The sequence below is a fragment of the Ruegeria sp. AM4 genome, assembly GCF_056540665.1.
The window spans coordinates 154209-170846 of record NZ_JBQFXD010000009.1; the positions used below are offsets into that span (position 1 = coordinate 154209).

Sequence of the window (16638 nt, forward strand, 5' to 3'; positions counted from 1 at the left end):
CTGCCGTCAACTATTCCTTGTTTCATGGGTATAAGCGTGGTGGCGGAAAGGGAAGCGATCAAATAGGTCCGAAACGGAGCTAAAAAGGGCGCATAATTTCAGGACATTGACTGTCAGGTAGGTTTTTTTTGATTATAGGTCAGCTATACTGACTTTTAATCCGGTGGGCCTTACCGTAAAGAAACCCGACCAAGCCAATTCATGGAGTTTGAGCCGTGGCCAAGCAACCGATGCTGAAATTTGTGCAGATCGACCGTGTCATGCCGGAAAAGCGTGCCGCCGGTGACCGTAAAGACGATTTTGACGAGATCTATGCAGAGTTCGCGGCCGAGAAAGCGGCAGAGCAGGCCAGTCGGTGCAGCCAATGCGGTGTACCCTATTGTCAGTCGCACTGCCCATTGCACAACAACATTCCCGATTGGCTGAATCTGACCGCGACCGGACGATTGGAAGAGGCCTATCAGACCAGCCAGGCCACCAATACCTTCCCCGAAATTTGTGGTCGTATCTGCCCGCAGGACCGTTTGTGCGAGGGCAACTGCGTGATCGAACAATCTGGTCACGGCACGGTTACCATTGGCACGATCGAGAAATACATCACCGATACCGCCTGGGACAAAGGCTGGGTGCAGCCCGCAAAACCCGCAGCTGAACGCTCGGAAAGTGTTGGGATCATCGGCGGCGGCCCCGGTGGGCTGGCGGCCGCGGACATGCTGCGTCGTGCGGGCATTCAGGTGACTGTATATGACCGCTATGACCGCGCCGGTGGGTTGCTGATGTATGGTATTCCGGGCTTCAAGCTGGAAAAGGACATCGTGCAGCGCCGCAACGAGCTGCTGGCCGACGGAGGTGTCTCGTTCGAGCTGAACTGTGACGTGGATGCCTCCAAGTTTGCGGAAATTAGGGCAAAGCACCACGCGGTGATCATTGCGACCGGCGTTTACAAATCGCGTGACCTGTCGATGCCGGGCAGCGGGCTGGATGGGATCGAAAAAGCGATCGACTTCCTGACCGCTTCGAACCGCAAGAGCTTTGGCGACGCGGTCGAAGATTTCGACAACGGCCGCCTGAATGCCGCGGGCAAGAAAGTTGTGGTCATTGGCGGTGGCGACACCGCGATGGACTGCGTGCGGACCTCGGTCCGTCAAGGCGCAACTTCGGTCAAATGTCTGTATCGCCGCGACCGGGCGAACATGCCTGGTTCGCAGCGCGAGACTCAGAACGCCGAGGAAGAAGGCGTAATCTTTGAATGGCTTAGCGCGCCCAAGGGCTTTACCGGCGACGACAAGGTCAACGGCGTGATGGTGCAGAAGATGCGTCTGGGTCAGCCGGATGCGTCGGGCCGTCAGGCCCCCGAGGTGATCGAAGGCGCCGATTACGTCGAAGAGGCCGATCTGGTGATCAAGGCGTTGGGATTCGAGCCTGAAGATCTGCCCACCCTGTTCGGTCAGCCCGACCTGCCCGTTACCCGTTGGGGCACCGTAAAGGCAGCGTTCCAGACCGGTGCGACCGAAATGGACGGCGTCTATGCCATCGGAGACATCGTGCGCGGTGCCTCTCTGGTGGTCTGGGCGATCCGCGATGGCCGCGATTGCGCCGATGCGATTATCGACCGTTTCAACAGCAAGGCTGCCGTCGCAGCCGAGTAACCACCAGCCCAGCGACAGGAGGGTCTGATGCCCGAATTGCAAGGCCAATGCATGTGTGGCGCGGTGACCGTGACCGCTAGCCCAGCGAAAGACGCGCTGGGCGCATGCCATTGCGACCAGTGCCGGCGCTGGACCAGTTCGATGCTGGTCACATTTCCGGCCGAGCCCGGATACGCAGCGTTGGGCCCGGTCAAAACTTACACCTCGTCCGAGTGGGCAGAACGTGCCTTTTGCGCCGAATGTGGTTCGGCGCTTTGGTACCGGATCACCCTGCCGGGCGAGATGCACGGACAAACTCAAATGGCAGCGGGCCTGTTCGAAGACACGGGCCACGCGCTGAAACTGGAAGTTTATATCGACAAGAAACCCGGCGGCTATGCGTTCGCAGGCGAACGCCGGCAAATGACCAAAGCAGAGGTCGAAGCCTTGTACGCCCTGCCGGCAGAAGGAGACAGCCAATGACCAAATATGATGCCGAATGGGTGCGGGCCGAAGAAGCCAAGCGTCAATGGATGGCGGAAAACGGTCTTTATTCCGAAGATGAAGAACATTCGTCCTGCGGTGTGGGACTGGTTGTATCCATCGACGGCAAAGCCTCACGCAAAGTTGTGGACGCGGGGATCGACGCGCTTAAGGCGATCTGGCATCGCGGGGCTGTGGACGCCGACGGTAAGACCGGAGACGGAGCAGGCATCCACGTTCAGATCCCGGTTCCATTCTTCTACGATCAGATCCGCCGCACGGGCCATGAACCCAATTTGGATGAGCTGATCGCGGTGGGTCAGGTATTCCTGCCCCGAACCGATTTCGGCGCACAGGAAAGCTGCCGGACCATCGTTGAAACCGAGGTTCTTCGGATGGGCTACTACATCTATGGCTGGCGTCATGTGCCGGTCGATGTCACGTGCCTGGGCGACAAAGCCAATGCCACCCGCCCCGAGATTGAACAGATTCTGATCTCAAACTCGAAAGGCGTGGACGAAGAGACATTTGAGCGCGAGCTCTATGTCATTCGTCGCCGTATCGAAAAGGCCGCCGCCGCGGCTGGTATCGCGGGCTTGTATCTGGCGTCGCTGTCCTGCCGCTCGATCATCTACAAAGGCATGATGCTGGCCGAGCAGGTGGCCGTGTTCTATCCCGATCTGATGGATGAGCGGTTTGAATCCGCCTTTGCGATCTATCACCAGCGCTATTCCACCAACACCTTCCCACAGTGGTGGCTGGCACAGCCGTTCCGCATGCTGGCCCATAACGGTGAAATCAACACGCTGAAGGGCAACATCAACTGGATGAAGAGTCATGAGATCCGCATGACATCGGACAGTTTTGGAGATTACGCCGAGGATATCAAACCGATTATTGCGGGCGGATCGTCGGATTCCGCTGCATTAGACTCGGTTTTCGAAGTTCTGGTGCGCGCAGGCCGCTCGGCCCCGATGGCAAAAACCATGCTGGTTCCGGAAAGCTGGTCCAAGCAGGCGGTCGAACTGCCGCAGGCCTGGCGCGACATGTATTCCTACTGCAACTCGGTGATGGAGCCATGGGACGGCCCGGCGGCTCTGGCCATGACCGATGGCCGCTGGGTTTGCGCCGGTCTCGACCGCAACGGCCTGCGCCCGATGCGCTACGTCGTCACGGGTGATGGTCTGGTCATTGCCGGATCCGAGGCTGGCATGGTGCCGATTGACGAGGCCAGCGTGACCGAAAAAGGTGCGCTGGGACCGGGCCAGATGCTGGCCGTGGACATGAAAAAGGGCAAACTATTCCGCGACACCCAGATCAAGGACAAGCTGGCGCGCGCGTTGCCGTTTGGCGACTGGGTCGGCAAGATTACCGATCTGGACAGCACTTTGGCCGGTGTCACCGAGGTCCCCATCTATTCGGGCGAAGAACTGCGCAAGCGTCAGATTGCAGCTGGCTATTCGGTCGAGGAACTGGAGCAGATTCTGGCCCCGATGGCCGAAGACGGCAAAGAGGCGCTGGCCTCGATGGGAGACGACACGCCGTCGGCCGTGCTGTCCAAGCAATATCGCCCGCTCAGCCATTTCTTCCGCCAGAACTTTAGCCAGGTCACCAACCCGCCAATCGACAGTTTGCGCGAATACCGCGTCATGTCGCTGAAGACGCGGTTTGGAAACCTCAAGAACGTTCTGGACGAAGACAGCAGCCAGACCGAGATTATCGTGCTGGAAAGCCCGTTTGTCGGAAATGCGCAATGGGACCAGCTGGTCGCGAGCTTCAACGCGCCTTTGGCCGAGATCGACTGCAGCTTTGAGCCCGGCCAGGGCGCTCTGAGCGCTGCGTTGGCCCGTGTCAGAGCCGAAGCGGAAGAGGCCGTGCGCTCCGGGGCCGGCCACTTGGTGCTGTCCGATATGAATTCGGGCGAGGGTCGCGTCGGTATGCCGATGATACTTGCGACCAGCGCCGTGCATTCGCATCTGACGCGTCAGGGGTTGCGTACTTTCTGCTCGATCAACGTGCGGTCTGCCGAATGCGTCGACCCGCATTACTTTGCGGTGCTGATTGGCTGTGGCGCGACCATTGTGAACGCCTATCTGGCCGAGGATTCGCTGGCCGACCGCATCGATCGCGGTTTGCTGGACGGGACCTTGACCGAAAATGTTGCCCGCTTCCGTGAGGCGATCGATCAGGGTCTGCTGAAGATCATGGCCAAGATGGGCATATCGGTGATCTCATCCTATCGCGGCGGCCTGAATTTCGAGGCGGTTGGCCTCAGTCGCGCGATGGTTGCCGAGTATTTCCCGGGCATGACCAGCCGCATTTCGGGCATCGGTGTCACCGGCATTCAAGCCAAGGCCGAGGAAATCCACGCCAAGGGCTGGGACAGCGGTCTGGACGTTTTGCCCATCGGCGGTTTCTACAAGGCTCGTAAATCGGGTGAGACCCATGCGTGGGAAGCCACCTCGATGCATATGATGCAAATGGCCTGTAACAGAGCCTCATATGAGCTGTGGAAGCAGTATTCGGCCAAGATGCAATCGAACCCGCCGATCCATTTGCGCGACCTGATGGATTTCAAGCCAATGGGCAATCCGGTGCCGATCGAAGAGGTGGAATCGATCACTTCGATCCGCAAACGCTTCGTCACGCCGGGTATGTCATTGGGTGCATTGAGCCCCGAGGCGCACAAGACGCTGAACGTGGCGATGAACCGGATCGGTGCGAAATCTGACTCGGGTGAAGGTGGCGAAGATCCGGCGCATTTCGTGCCTGAACCCAATGGCGACAACCCGTCGGCAAAGATCAAGCAGGTGGCCTCGGGCCGCTTCGGTGTGACCGCCGAATACCTGAACCAATGTGAAGAGCTTGAGATCAAGGTCGCTCAGGGTGCCAAGCCGGGTGAGGGCGGCCAATTGCCGGGCATGAAGGTCACCGACCTGATCGCGCGCCTGCGTCACTCGACCAAGGGGGTGACGCTGATCTCGCCACCGCCACACCACGACATCTATTCGATCGAGGATCTGGCGCAGCTGATCTATGACCTGAAACAGATCAATCCGCGCTGCAAGGTGACGGTCAAACTGGTGGCGTCCTCGGGCGTGGGCACGATTGCTGCTGGTGTGGCAAAGGCCAAAGCTGACGTCATCCTGATCTCGGGCCATAACGGTGGCACGGGTGCGTCGCCTGCGACCAGCATCAAGTATGCCGGTCTGCCATGGGAGATGGGCTTGACCGAAGCGCATCAGGTGCTGGCGATGAACAACCTGCGCGACCGCGTGACCCTGCGCACCGATGGCGGTCTGCGCACAGGGCGCGACATCGTCATGGCTGCGATGATGGGGGCCGAGGAATACGGCATCGGCACCGCCGCGCTGATCGCGATGGGCTGTATCATGGTGCGTCAGTGCCAATCGAACACCTGCCCTGTGGGTGTGTGTACGCAGGACGAGAGCCTGCGCGCCAAGTTCACCGGCAACGCTGACAAGGTGGTGAACCTGATTACCTTCTACGCCCAGGAAGTGCGTGAACTTCTGGCCAGCCTCGGCGCGCGTTCGATCGACGAGATCATCGGTCGCGCCGATCTGCTGGCGCAGGTCAGCCGCGGATCTGCCCATCTGGACGATCTGGACCTCAATCCGCTGCTGATCACGGTCGATGGCGCGCACGATATCGTGTACAACCGCGACAAGGATCGCAACGCGGTACCCGACACTCTGGACGCCGAGATTGTTCGCGATGCAGCCCGGTTCCTGAAGGATGGCGAAAAGATGCAGCTGTCTTACGCGATCCAGAACACGCACCGGACGGTCGGCACGCGCGTCTCCAGCCACATCGTTCAGAATTTCGGTATGCGGAATACGTTCCAGCCGGACCATCTGCACGTGAAACTGCAAGGCTCGGCGGGGCAATCGCTGGGCGCATTCGCCGCTCCGGGTTTGAAACTGGAAGTGTCGGGGGATGCCAATGACTATGTCGGCAAGGGTCTGTCGGGCGGTACGATTGTCGTGCGTCCACCACAAGTCAGCCCGCTGAAGGCAGATGACAACACCATTATCGGCAATACCGTCCTGTATGGGGCAACCGATGGCAGCCTGTTTGCGGCAGGTCGCGCCGGTGAACGGTTTGCGGTGCGCAACTCGGGTGCCACGGTGGTGATCGAGGGCTGCGGGTCGAACGGCTGTGAGTATATGACCGGCGGCGTCGCTGTGATCCTTGGTGAAATCGGTGCCAACTTTGGTGCGGGCATGACAGGCGGCATGGCTTATCTGTATGATCCAGAAGGCAAGGCTGAACTGCTGATGAACAAGGAAACGCTGGTGACCTGTCCGGTAACGGTCGATCACTGGGAGGCCCAGTTGAAATCGCTGATCGAACGGCACGCGCACGAAACCTATAGCCGCAAGGCGACGGATATTCTGCAACATTGGGATGTCGAAATGGCCCATTTCCTGCAGGTATGCCCGAAAGAGATGCTGAACAAACTCAGCCATCCGTTGTCGGTCCAAGCGGCTGCGGTTCCCGCAGAATAGGCGGAATTGGCTAGAATTCATGGGCCCTCGCGTGATCTTTGTATCACGCGGGGGCCTGCTTGTTTAAAGGCTCTGTCGCCAAATCCTTGCGCAGGTGCGCCCAAAGAGCCTAGCTTTGGTCACAGTTTGTTCGGGATTGTCCGGTTATCGTCCTGTCCTGGGTGTAAGTGAGTTGGAGCAAACGCATGCCTACGACATACACAGATCAGTTCTACTCCTTCGATCCGGCGAACCCGCCGCCTGTAGGCACGGCGATCACAATCGACGTTCTGGATCTTATTGATGAGGACGACAACGACGAGATCGAGGATTTTGGCGGCGACACCGTCAACGGGCAATTGGTCGTCGATTCCTGGCCCGGTGACACGGTAACGATCAATGTTCCCGGTGTCGGTGACGTGACCTATGTGGGAATAACTTTCTACCTTGCAGATGGTTCGCGTGCCTTTACCCCAACCGACGGTCAGGTGCTTCAGGAAGGCACCCTTGTCTCGACAACGTTTGTGACGACCGAAGGCCCGCTGACTGTCCCCACGGAACTGGGCCCGCCCTGTTTTACGCCGGGCACCATGATCGCAACGCCGGATGGCGAACGTCTGGTCGAAGACCTGAAAGTTGGCGATCTGGTTTTGACGGTGGATCACGGTCCTCAGCCGCTGATCTGGATCGGACGCACTTCGGTCGAGGCCGAGGGCAAGCTGGCCCCTATTCGTTTCGACAGCGGTGTGTTCGGTCTGACGCGCCCGCTTTTGGTGTCGCCGCAGCATCGCATGCTGATCGACGATTGGCGCGCGCCGTACCTTTATGGCCATTCCGAGGTTTTGATCGCCGCCCATTGTCTGGTGAATGACGATACCGTCACACGGGTCGAGGGTGGGACGATCGACTATATCCATCTTCTGTTCTCGCAACATGAAATCATCACTGCGAACGGGGCGAAAAGCGAAAGCTATTTCCCCGGCCACGCGATTTCCGGGTCCGAACGGCAAACGCAGGCGGAAATACTGGCCCTGTTCCCCGAACTGGCCAAAAACCGCGGACGTGATCTAAAGACCGTACGCCCGGTGGTGCATCCGCGCGAAGGGCGGGTGATGGCGAATTAAGCCTTTCACAACCTCCCCGGCGCGACGTATAGCAGGGACATGGCACAGAAAGCAGCTCGCCGGAAAGGCGGGACAAAAAAGGCAAATCAGGCAAAGAAACGCCCCTCGATCCTGAGCGTGATCCGGCGTTGGGTGCTGCGGCTGGCGCTGGGCGCGGTCGCTGCATTTATGGCGCTGGTGTTGATCTATTCGGTTGTTAACCCCCCTGTCACCCATACGATCTGGTCGGAATGGCGTCGCTTGGGGCGTGTTGACCGGGAATGGGTGTCCTTTGATCAGATCGCGCCCGTGATGGCGCGGTCGGCGGTCGCGGCGGAAGATGCAAATTTCTGCCTGCATTGGGGCTTTGACGTCGAGGCGATCCGCGATGCGCTGGAGGATGGCGGCACGCGCGGCGCATCGACGATCTCTCAGCAAGTGGTAAAAAACGTCTTCCTGTGGCAGGGCCGCAGTTGGGTGCGCAAGGCGCTGGAAACGACGATGACACCCGTCGTGGAAATTGTCTGGTCCAAGCAGCGCATTCTCGAGGTCTACCTGAATGTTGCCGAGACCGGTCAGGGCGTATTTGGGGTCGAGGCGGCAGCGCAGCGCTATTACGGTGTCAGCGCAGAGAAGATGTCGCCGGTTCAGGCCGCGCGGTTGGCGGCAATTCTGCCATCCCCGCGCAATCGGTCGGTGACCGACCCCACGGCGCGAACCCGACGCCGCGCGGCGTCGATTCTGGATGGGGCGGCCACCATCCGCGCAGATGGTCGCGCGGATTGTTTCGAGGATTGAAACCGCGCCCCGACCAAGGCTAAAGCTGAATAGGTACTCTCTGGTTCGATTGGAAACCCATGGCGCGTCTGTTTCACGTTCCCCTGTCCCCGTATTGCCGCAAGGTCCGGTTGTCTCTGGCTGAAAAGAAGATCGAGGTCGAACTGGTCGAAGAGAAGTATTGGGAACAGGACCCGGATTTCCTGCGCCGCAATCCGGCGGGCAAGGTCCCGGTCCTGCGACTGGACGGGCAGGTGATGGCCGAAAGCGCCGCGATCTGCGAATATATCGAAGAAACACGACCAGAGCCGCCGCTGATGCCGAAAAAGCCCGAGGCCCGGTACGAGGTTCGGCGGCTGGTTGGTTGGTTCGACGACAAGTTTCACCACGAGGTGACCTCGAAGCTACTGTATGAACGCGTGAACAAGAAGGTTACCGGGCAAGGCTATCCCGACAGCAAGAACGTCAAGGCTGGCGCCAAAGCGATCAAGTATCATCTGGATTACATGGCTTGGTTGCTGGACCATCGCCGCTGGCTGGCTGGTGATCAGATGACTCTGGCCGATTTTGCCGCTGCGGCGCATTTGTCGGCGCTGGATTATATATCGGACGTGGATTGGAATAGGTCGCAGGCGGTCAAGGACTGGTATGCCAAGATCAAGTCGCGCCCGGCGTTTCGGTCGATCTTGGCAGATCAGGTGCCCGGGTTCCGTCCGCCGCCCCATTACGCGGATCTGGATTTCTGATAGGCTGGGACAAAAGGGGCGCTGTCGGCCCGCGATCGCGCTAGGGGCGCGATTCCCCCCTGAGGATTTTTTAGCCAGATGAAGAGCGGATCGGAGTTAAAGGAACGGTTGGTTGCGCAGGCTCTGTCCGAAGGGTTTGTGGCCTGCCGGGTGTGTCGGCCAGGGGATGTGCCGCAGGTTCCCGATCGGTTGGCCGCGTTTCTGAAGGCCGGGTATCACGGGCAGATGGGCTGGATGGCTGAGCGCACACACTGGCGCGGCGATCCGTCCGCACTGTGGCCCGAGGCGCGATCCGTCATCATGCTGGCCGAAAGCTATACGCCAGACCATGATCCGACCGAGGTGCTCGATCATCCTGATCGCGGGGCAATTTCGGTCTATGCGCAGAACAAGGATTACCATGATCTGGTGAAAAAGCGCCTCAAGCGTCTGGCCCGCTGGCTGATTGCCGAAGCAGGTGGCGAAGTGAAGGTGTTTGTCGACACGGCCCCGGTGCCCGAAAAGGCATTGGGACATGCGGCCGGCTTGGGGTGGCAGGGCAAACATACCAATCTTGTAAGTCGGGAATGGGGAAATTGGGCCTTTATAGGGTCTGTTTTCACCACACTGGACGTTCCGGCTGACATGTCCGAGGTCGATCACTGTGGGTCATGTCGTGCCTGCCTCGACGCTTGTCCGACCGATGCTTTTCCTGCACCGTATCAATTGGATGCGCGCCGCTGCATTTCCTATCTGACCATTGAACATAAGGGTCCGGTAGACGAGGAGTTGCGGGGGCCGTTGGGAAACCGGATTTACGGCTGCGACGACTGTTTGGCAGCGTGCCCGTGGAACAAGTTCGCCGTGGCGGCAAGCGATATACGCTATGCGGCACGGGATGATTTGGCGGCCCCGCGGCTGGCAGCACTGGCGTCGCTGGATGACGCGGGATTTCGGACCAAATTTTCCGGGTCTCCGATCAAGCGCATCGGGCGGGATCGGTTTGTGCGCAATGTTCTGTACGCTATCGGCAATTCGGGGTTGGCCGAATTGGAACCCTCGGCTCAAGCATTGACCAGTGATCAGGATCCGGCTGTTTCCGACGCGGCGCGTTGGGCGGTGAAACAGCTGTCGTAAATGCCGCAAACAGGCTGGACGTGCCGCAATTTCCAGCTACACCCAATCTGCGCGAATAGAAGGAGAACCCCATGGCCCTGGCATTGGGTGTGGATACAGGTGGCACATACACGGACGCAGTGCTGGTTCGGGACGAGAAAGAAGTTGTGGCCTCGGCCAAGTCTCTGACGACCCGAGCGGATTTGGCAATCGGCGTGGGCAAAGCAGTTTCTGCAGTGCTTGAGACCGCGGGCGTATCCCCGGATCAGATCGCGCTGGCCTCATTGTCGACCACACTGGCGACCAACGCATTGGTCGAAGGGCAGGGCGGACGCGTGGCGCTGATCTATGTCGGGTTTCGCGATAGCGATCTTGAAAAGCACGGATTGCGCAACGCGTTGAAAGGCGATCCCGCCTTGGTTTTGACCGGCGGCCATAACCACGCCGGAGGAGAAGCGGCCGCCTTGGACCACGATGCGCTTTTGGCCTTTTTAGACTCACATTCCGGCATCTCGGGTTATGCGGTTGCGGCGCAATTCGCCACGCGCAACCCGGCGCATGAGCTGGAAGTCGCGCGCGTGATCGCCGAGCGTACTGGGGTTCCCGTGACATGCTCGCATCACCTGTCCGCACGGCTGAACGGGCCGAAACGGGCGGTTACAGCTGTGCTGAACGCGCGGTTGATCGGCATGATCGACCGCCTGATCGGACGGGCACAGGATCAATTGCGCGAACAAGGCATCACGGCACCGATGATGGTGGTGCGGGGTGATGGCGCGCTGATGAGTGCCGAACAGGCGCGGGAACGGCCGATCGAAACGATCCTCAGCGGCCCCGCGGCCTCGATCGTTGGTGCGCGTTGGCTGACCGGGGCAGAGAATGCGCTGGTCTCGGACATTGGCGGGACGACCACCGACGTTGCTTTGATCCGGGACAGCAAGCCCGCGATTGATCCGGCAGGTGCCCAGGTCGGGGGATTTCGCACCATGGTCGAGGCGGTCGCCATGCGGACTCATGGTCTTGGCGGCGACAGTCAGGTGCATGTGGTGACCGAAGGGCTGGGTGGTGGCGTATTTCTGGGGCCACGCCGGGTTTTGCCGGTGTCCCTGATCGCGACCGATGCGCCCGAGGTAGTACACGCTGTGTTGGACGAGCAATTGCGCGCCACAACAGTGGGTGAACATGACACGCGATTTGCCCGCCGCGTCCCGGGAATTCCCGCCGATGGCGCGGGTGCGCGCGAAGCCGTACTGCTTGAGCGGTTGGGCGATGACGTCCTGCCGCTTGCCAAACTGTTGAAGACCCGGATGGAACATGGCGCATTGAACCGTTTGGTGGATCGCGGGATTGTTCAGGTCTCAGGCATCACGCCGTCAGATGCCAGCCATGTGCTTGGACAACTGAAAGAATGGGATGGAGACGCAGCCCACAAGGCGCTGACCCTGATTGCACGCAAGCGGATCGGGACGGGCGAGGTGCTGGCGGGGTCGCCCGAGGCCCTGGCGCAGATGATCGTGGATCAACTGACCGAGCAGACCTCTTTGACCTTGTTAGAGACTGCATTTGCGGAAGAACTTGATGATTTCGAGCACTCCGCCCGTGATCTGGCGCGTCACCTACTGACGCAGCGCGGGCTGGCGGGGCATCGTGGATTGCTGGCGCTGGATGCGGCGTTGAACGTGGATGTAGTCGGTCTTGGCGCCTCGGCCCCCAGCTATTACCCGGCGGTTGGTGAACGGCTGCGCTGCAAGATGATCTTGCCCGAGCATGCTGGGGTCGCAAACGCGATCGGTGCCGTGGTGGGTCGGCTGACCCTGCGCCGGTCCGGCACGGTCACGTCACCCGCCGAAGGGCGGTTCCGTGTTCACCTTGAGGATGGTCCGCAGGATTTCAACGATGCGCAGAAGGCAATGACCCTGCTGGAAACCGTTTTGCGCGATCAGGCGGAGGGTGCCGTGCGCGCCGCGGGCGCCGAGGACATTCGCGTGGTCGTGGATCAGGATGTCCGCACCGCAAAGATCGAGGCGCAGGAGGTTTTTGTCGAGGCCCAGATCACCGTCGAGGCCAGCGGGCGACCACGCGTTGCCGTGGGGTAGCCCTTGCGCCGATTACTCCGCCGCGTCGCGTTTGGGCAGAACCCAATCGGCGCGTGGGAAATGGCAGGTATAGCCGTTGGGAATACGCTCGAGGTAATCCTGATGTTCGGGCTCGGCCTCCCAAAAGTCGCCGACGGGTTCGACCTCGGTCACGACGCGCCCGGGCCATAGGCCGCTGGCATTCACGTCCGCGATCGTATCCTCGGCCACCTGTTTCTGAGCGTCATCGACGTAGTAGATCGCAGACCGATAGCTCATGCCACGGTCGTTGCCTTGACGATTCAGCGTGGTGGGGTCGTGGATCTGGAAGAAAAATTCCAGCAGTTGGCGATAGGATATCTGCGCCGGGTCGAACCAGATCTCGATCCCTTCGGCATGGGTTCCGTGGTTGCGATAGGTGGCATTGGGCACGTCGCCGCCGGTATAGCCGACGCGCGTGCGGCCCACACCGGGCAGCTTTCGGATCAGATCCTGCATGCCCCAAAAGCAGCCCCCGGCAAGTACAGCGCGGTCTTCGGTCATTGGATATCCTCCACATGAATCAGGTATTCGCCGTATCCTTCGGCCTCCATCGCGTCACGATGAATGAACCGCAGGGCGGCAGAATTGATGCAATAGCGCAGCCCGCCATGTTCGCGCGGACCGTCGGGAAAGACGTGCCCAAGATGGCTGTCGCCATGTTTTGAGCGGACCTCGGTTCGGATCATGCCCAGAGTGCGATCTTCCAGCTCTTCCACATGCTCGTGGACAATCGGCTTGGTAAAACTGGGCCAGCCGCAGCCGGATTCGTACTTGTGGGTCGAAGCAAACAAAGGCTCGCCCGAGACGATATCGACATAGATACCCGGTTCCTTGTTGCCCAGCAGCTTGCCGGTGCCGGGACGTTCGGTGCCGCTGCGCTGGGTGACGTGAAACTCTTCGGCTGAGAGGGCGGCAATGGCCTTGGGGTCTTTGGTATAGCGGGTCATGGCTCCTCCGACATTTTGATCCGGTCAGTATGTGGGCATGGTGGTGCGGAAATCAAAATCATATTTCAACGGGATCGCGCGCTTGTGCAAATTCATCGCTGGCGCGCCAGGCGTCAGGTCGAGGATTTGTCGCGCGGATCGGGTTGCCGCGACAGTTGGACGATCAGGATACCCAGAGTTGTGATTGCAACGCCGACAATATCCCATGGCCCCAGCGTTTCGCCCAAAAGTGCAGCCGCGATTGCGACGCCAAAGATTGGGTTGAGGAAGTGGAATGTCGCCGCGCGGATGGCGCCGATTCGGTTCAACAGCAAGAACCATATCAGCGTGGCGAGCAGTCCGGGGAACAGGGTTGTGTAGGCAAAGGCCAGGACCCAGATCGTATTCGGGTGGATGTAAATGGTTTCGAACATTGGGGCTGCCAGGAACAAGATGGCCGACCCGACCAGCATCTGAAGCCCAACAACCATCATGAAGTTCCCACCCGATGTCGCACCGCGCACCGCCATTGTGGCAAAGGTCAACGCCAGTGCCCCCAACCCGCACAATGCAACGCCGAACAGATCAACCCCGGCATTGATCCGGCTGCCCATGATCAGGGCGACCCCGACAAACCCGGCGAACAAACCAGCGGTGCCAACAGCGCGCAGTTTTTCACCCAGCAGGACCCAGCTGGCCAGCGCGACAAGCAGAGGCATGGTGGAGGCGATGATTGCAGCGACCGAAGCCTCGATTGATTGCATAGCGTAGAAATTCAGACCCAAATAAAGGGCATTCTGGCAGATTCCGAACAGGATCGTGGCCCGCCACTGATCACGCGTCAGATGCCAGCTTTGCCCCATTGCCCGGGCGATTGCCACGCCAATCAGGCCCGAGATCAGAAATCGGAGCGCCAGCGAAAACAGCGGTGAGGCATCTGCCACTATGATCCGCGCCGAAGTGAAGGCGGAAGACCAGATAAAGGCAAAAACAAGCCCCATGGCGATGGCGCGCAAGTCCATTCCGGCCTCCTGTTGAATTGGCCGGATGTTTTCAATTTCCGGCAGTATCGCAAGCGGCAGGCTTATAGAAACCTCTGTGTCGTTTCAAGAAGTTGACGTTTCCAGGGAGCTGCAGGCCGCAGTAATGCTGAAACTGGTCAAAACGTCGTCGGCGCGGGCACGTGCCCAGCAACGAAGCTGCGCCCAAGCATGCCCTGCTTGCGCAGCGGAACGAATCTATTTGCCCTTGATCTGCAATCCAAAGGCCCGTCGATATTTGGGAATGAACAGGTCCTTCCCTTTCATCTTTCGGGTGATCCAGTCTCCTACCGTCGCGAAAAGCCAGCTGTTGCCGATGACCGGACCCAGCGGTATCAGAATGGGCGCTGTCTTCCATGGGATATAGGGTTTCTGGCTCTCAACCGACGATCCGTGCAACACGTTCTTGAGTGTCTTGATAAGCCAAGGGTTTTGCCGGGTTGTTGCGACTATCGTCATGTTGTCACCAACGTCGGCGATGTCGCCAGCGACGAAGACGTTTGGGTAGTCTGAAGGTCGCAACCATTTGTCAGTCTTGACCCGACCCATAGACCAGGTGGTCGCGCCCGGTAGGCTTTGCGCCAAGGATGATAGAGGTTTTGACCCGATCACCGGGAAAATAAGATCAGCAGAGATAACCCGTCCGTCCGTCAAGGTAACGGTACCTTTGTAGGGCTGATCGGAATGGCGTAGATCCTGCACTCGTTGACCCAAAACAACAGAAACGCCCAGTGATTCCAGTTTGCGTCTAAGCTGAGCGCCCAACCGCGCCGGGTACATCGGGAACAGAGTATCATCCGACGAAATCAATGTGATGGACTTATCTGGCTGCGCCGCAGCGATCTCGCCTGCAAGCTCCGTCCCGACAGCGCCTGCGCCGACAATTGCGACCGAATTCGCCTCGGCCAGCTGCTTGCTGACTTTCGCGCTGGCTTGGCGGAAATCGGCAATGCTATCGCCTGACGGTTTGAACGGAGCGGCATAGGCGGACCCTGTGGCTATCACGACATAGTCTGCCGGATACACTGCGCCCGAGGCCAATGTGACCTCGGATTGCGTCACCGATACAGCGCGACCGTGAACAACCTTTCCTGACGTCAGCAGGTTGTCGTAGGGCAGAATGATTTGATCCAGCAACTCAGGGTCTACCAGCGCGCGGATCGACGCCGGCGGTTGAACGAAAGCTTCGCGCTGTTCGATCAGGGTGATGTCTGCGTAGGCATCCAGCTTCTGGGCGACTTCGAACCCGACATACCCGCCCCCAATGATAACGACTTTCTGCTTACCCATCGGATCCCCCATTGCGGCACAGTGATTTGAAAGCTAGTTAGTTTTGTATGATCAAACCAGCAAGTACGGTCATTGAGGATACTGCTATGAAACAAGGTGAGTTGGAGGAACACTGCCAAATCGAAGCGCTGATCTCAGCCATTTCAGGGCGTTGGAAGCTGTTGATCATCTACTGGCTTGCGCAAGGAGATTGCCGGTTCAATCAACTTCAGCGCAACCTCGGGCGGATCACTCATCGCACGTTGACGCGCCAACTCACTGAACTGCAAGAGATCGGGTTTGTGGCGCGCAAGGACTTCAAAACCATTCCTCCGCACGTTGAATACTCACTTACTTCGTTCGGCCAAAGCTTGATCCCGCTGCTTTATGAGATGCATGGATGGGCAGTGCAGAACGCGGATAAATTGCCAAGCCCCAAGGACTATCCAAAATAGTTTGCGCGAATGGCGGTAGGACGCGGGGCGAATGCGGTCGCGTCGTTCTGGGGTTGGTCAACTCAGGCGTTGGCGCGGGCCAAAGCGCTATTCGCGTTGTTCCCCACACGAGTTCATGACTGCGAAAAGCAAAAAGAAAAGGGCCCCCCAAAGGCGGCCCTCAATCGCTTACAGAAAAGACTGAAATCAGCCGTTCACGCTGTCTTTCAGCGCTTTGGCGATGGTCATTTTTACCACTTTGTCAGCTTCTTTCTTGAACTGTTCACCAGTGGCGGGGTTGCGCACCATACGCTCGGGGCGTTCGCGGCAGTAGATTTTGCCGACGCCAGGCAGGGTCACCGCGCCACCAGCGGATACTTCGCGGGTGATCAGGCCGGTGATGGCCTCCAGTGCGCCATTCGCGGCCTTCTTGTCGGTTCCCATTTCCTCAGCGAGAGCAGCAACCAGCTGAGTCTTTGTCATAGGCTTTGCCATTTCTTGGTCTCCTTAAC

The 16638-nt window shown here is 59.2% G+C and carries 14 protein-coding genes; 9 read left to right on the forward strand and 5 right to left on the reverse strand.

What is annotated here, in order from left to right; translation table 11 throughout:
• The first annotated feature begins 215 nt into the window (after positions 1-215).
• The 8 genes from ACR0JA_RS16795 to ACR0JA_RS16830 all read left to right on the forward strand — a co-directional run bounded on the left by ACR0JA_RS16795 (position 216) and on the right by ACR0JA_RS16830 (position 12436).
• Positions 216-1649 (forward strand): NAD(P)-dependent oxidoreductase, encoded by a 1434-nt coding sequence (locus tag ACR0JA_RS16795; protein ID WP_480577359.1) that lies wholly within the window; start codon positions 216-218, stop codon positions 1647-1649.
• 27 nt (positions 1650-1676) lie between these two features.
• Positions 1677-2111 carry a GFA family protein gene (locus ACR0JA_RS16800; RefSeq protein WP_480577362.1) on the forward strand — a complete coding sequence of 145 codons (435 nt, stop codon included), beginning with the start codon at positions 1677-1679 and terminating at the stop codon, positions 2109-2111.
• Positions 2108-6640, forward strand: a complete 4533-nt coding sequence (gene gltB / locus ACR0JA_RS16805; RefSeq protein ID WP_480577365.1) for a glutamate synthase large subunit — start codon at positions 2108-2110, stop codon at positions 6638-6640. Before ACR0JA_RS16800 ends, gltB begins: the two co-directional genes overlap by 4 nt.
• A gap of 185 nt (positions 6641-6825) precedes the next feature.
• Positions 6826-7743 (forward strand): Hint domain-containing protein, encoded by a 918-nt coding sequence (locus tag ACR0JA_RS16810; protein WP_480577368.1) that lies wholly within the window; start codon positions 6826-6828, stop codon positions 7741-7743.
• Between the two features lie 39 nt (positions 7744-7782).
• A complete protein-coding gene (mtgA, locus tag ACR0JA_RS16815; RefSeq protein WP_480577371.1) occupies positions 7783-8520 on the forward strand; it encodes a monofunctional biosynthetic peptidoglycan transglycosylase in 738 nt (245 codons plus the stop codon).
• Positions 8521-8579: 59 nt separating this feature from the next.
• Entirely contained in the window at positions 8580-9245 is a 666-nt protein-coding gene (gene fzlA / locus ACR0JA_RS16820; protein WP_480577374.1) for an FtsZ-binding protein FzlA, read from the forward strand.
• Between the two features lie 78 nt (positions 9246-9323).
• Positions 9324-10361, forward strand: a complete 1038-nt coding sequence (gene queG / locus ACR0JA_RS16825; protein ID WP_480577378.1) for a tRNA epoxyqueuosine(34) reductase QueG — start codon at positions 9324-9326, stop codon at positions 10359-10361.
• Between the two features lie 71 nt (positions 10362-10432).
• Positions 10433-12436, forward strand: a complete 2004-nt coding sequence (locus tag ACR0JA_RS16830) for a hydantoinase/oxoprolinase family protein (protein WP_480577381.1) — start codon at positions 10433-10435, stop codon at positions 12434-12436.
• A 12-nt stretch (positions 12437-12448) separates the two neighbouring features.
• Here the strand turns inward: ACR0JA_RS16830 and msrA are convergent, their stop codons facing one another.
• The 4 genes from msrA to ACR0JA_RS16850 all read right to left on the reverse strand — a co-directional run bounded on the left by msrA (position 12449) and on the right by ACR0JA_RS16850 (position 15713).
• Positions 12449-12958 (reverse strand): peptide-methionine (S)-S-oxide reductase MsrA, encoded by a 510-nt coding sequence (gene msrA / locus ACR0JA_RS16835; RefSeq protein WP_480577384.1) that lies wholly within the window; start codon positions 12956-12958, stop codon positions 12449-12451.
• The gene (gene msrB, locus ACR0JA_RS16840; protein ID WP_480577387.1) at positions 12955-13404 is read right to left on the reverse strand and encodes a peptide-methionine (R)-S-oxide reductase MsrB; all 450 of its coding nucleotides are present in this window, start codon (positions 13402-13404) and stop codon (positions 12955-12957) included. Before msrB ends, msrA begins: the two co-directional genes overlap by 4 nt.
• 113 nt (positions 13405-13517) lie before the next feature.
• Complete coding sequence (locus tag ACR0JA_RS16845) at positions 13518-14405, reverse strand: DMT family transporter (RefSeq protein WP_480577390.1); 888 nt, start codon at positions 14403-14405, stop codon at positions 13518-13520.
• A 216-nt stretch (positions 14406-14621) separates the two neighbouring features.
• Positions 14622-15713, reverse strand: a complete 1092-nt coding sequence (locus ACR0JA_RS16850) for an NAD(P)/FAD-dependent oxidoreductase (protein WP_480577393.1) — start codon at positions 15711-15713, stop codon at positions 14622-14624.
• A 47-nt stretch (positions 15714-15760) separates the two neighbouring features.
• Between ACR0JA_RS16850 and ACR0JA_RS16855 the strand changes: the two genes are divergently transcribed.
• Positions 15761-16147, forward strand: a complete 387-nt coding sequence (locus tag ACR0JA_RS16855; RefSeq protein ID WP_480577396.1) for a winged helix-turn-helix transcriptional regulator — start codon at positions 15761-15763, stop codon at positions 16145-16147.
• Positions 16148-16333: 186 nt separating this feature from the next.
• Here the strand turns inward: ACR0JA_RS16855 and ACR0JA_RS16860 are convergent, their stop codons facing one another.
• Complete coding sequence (locus ACR0JA_RS16860) at positions 16334-16621, reverse strand: HU family DNA-binding protein (RefSeq protein WP_170716872.1); 288 nt, start codon at positions 16619-16621, stop codon at positions 16334-16336.
• Between the last annotated feature and the right edge of the window lie 17 nt (positions 16622-16638).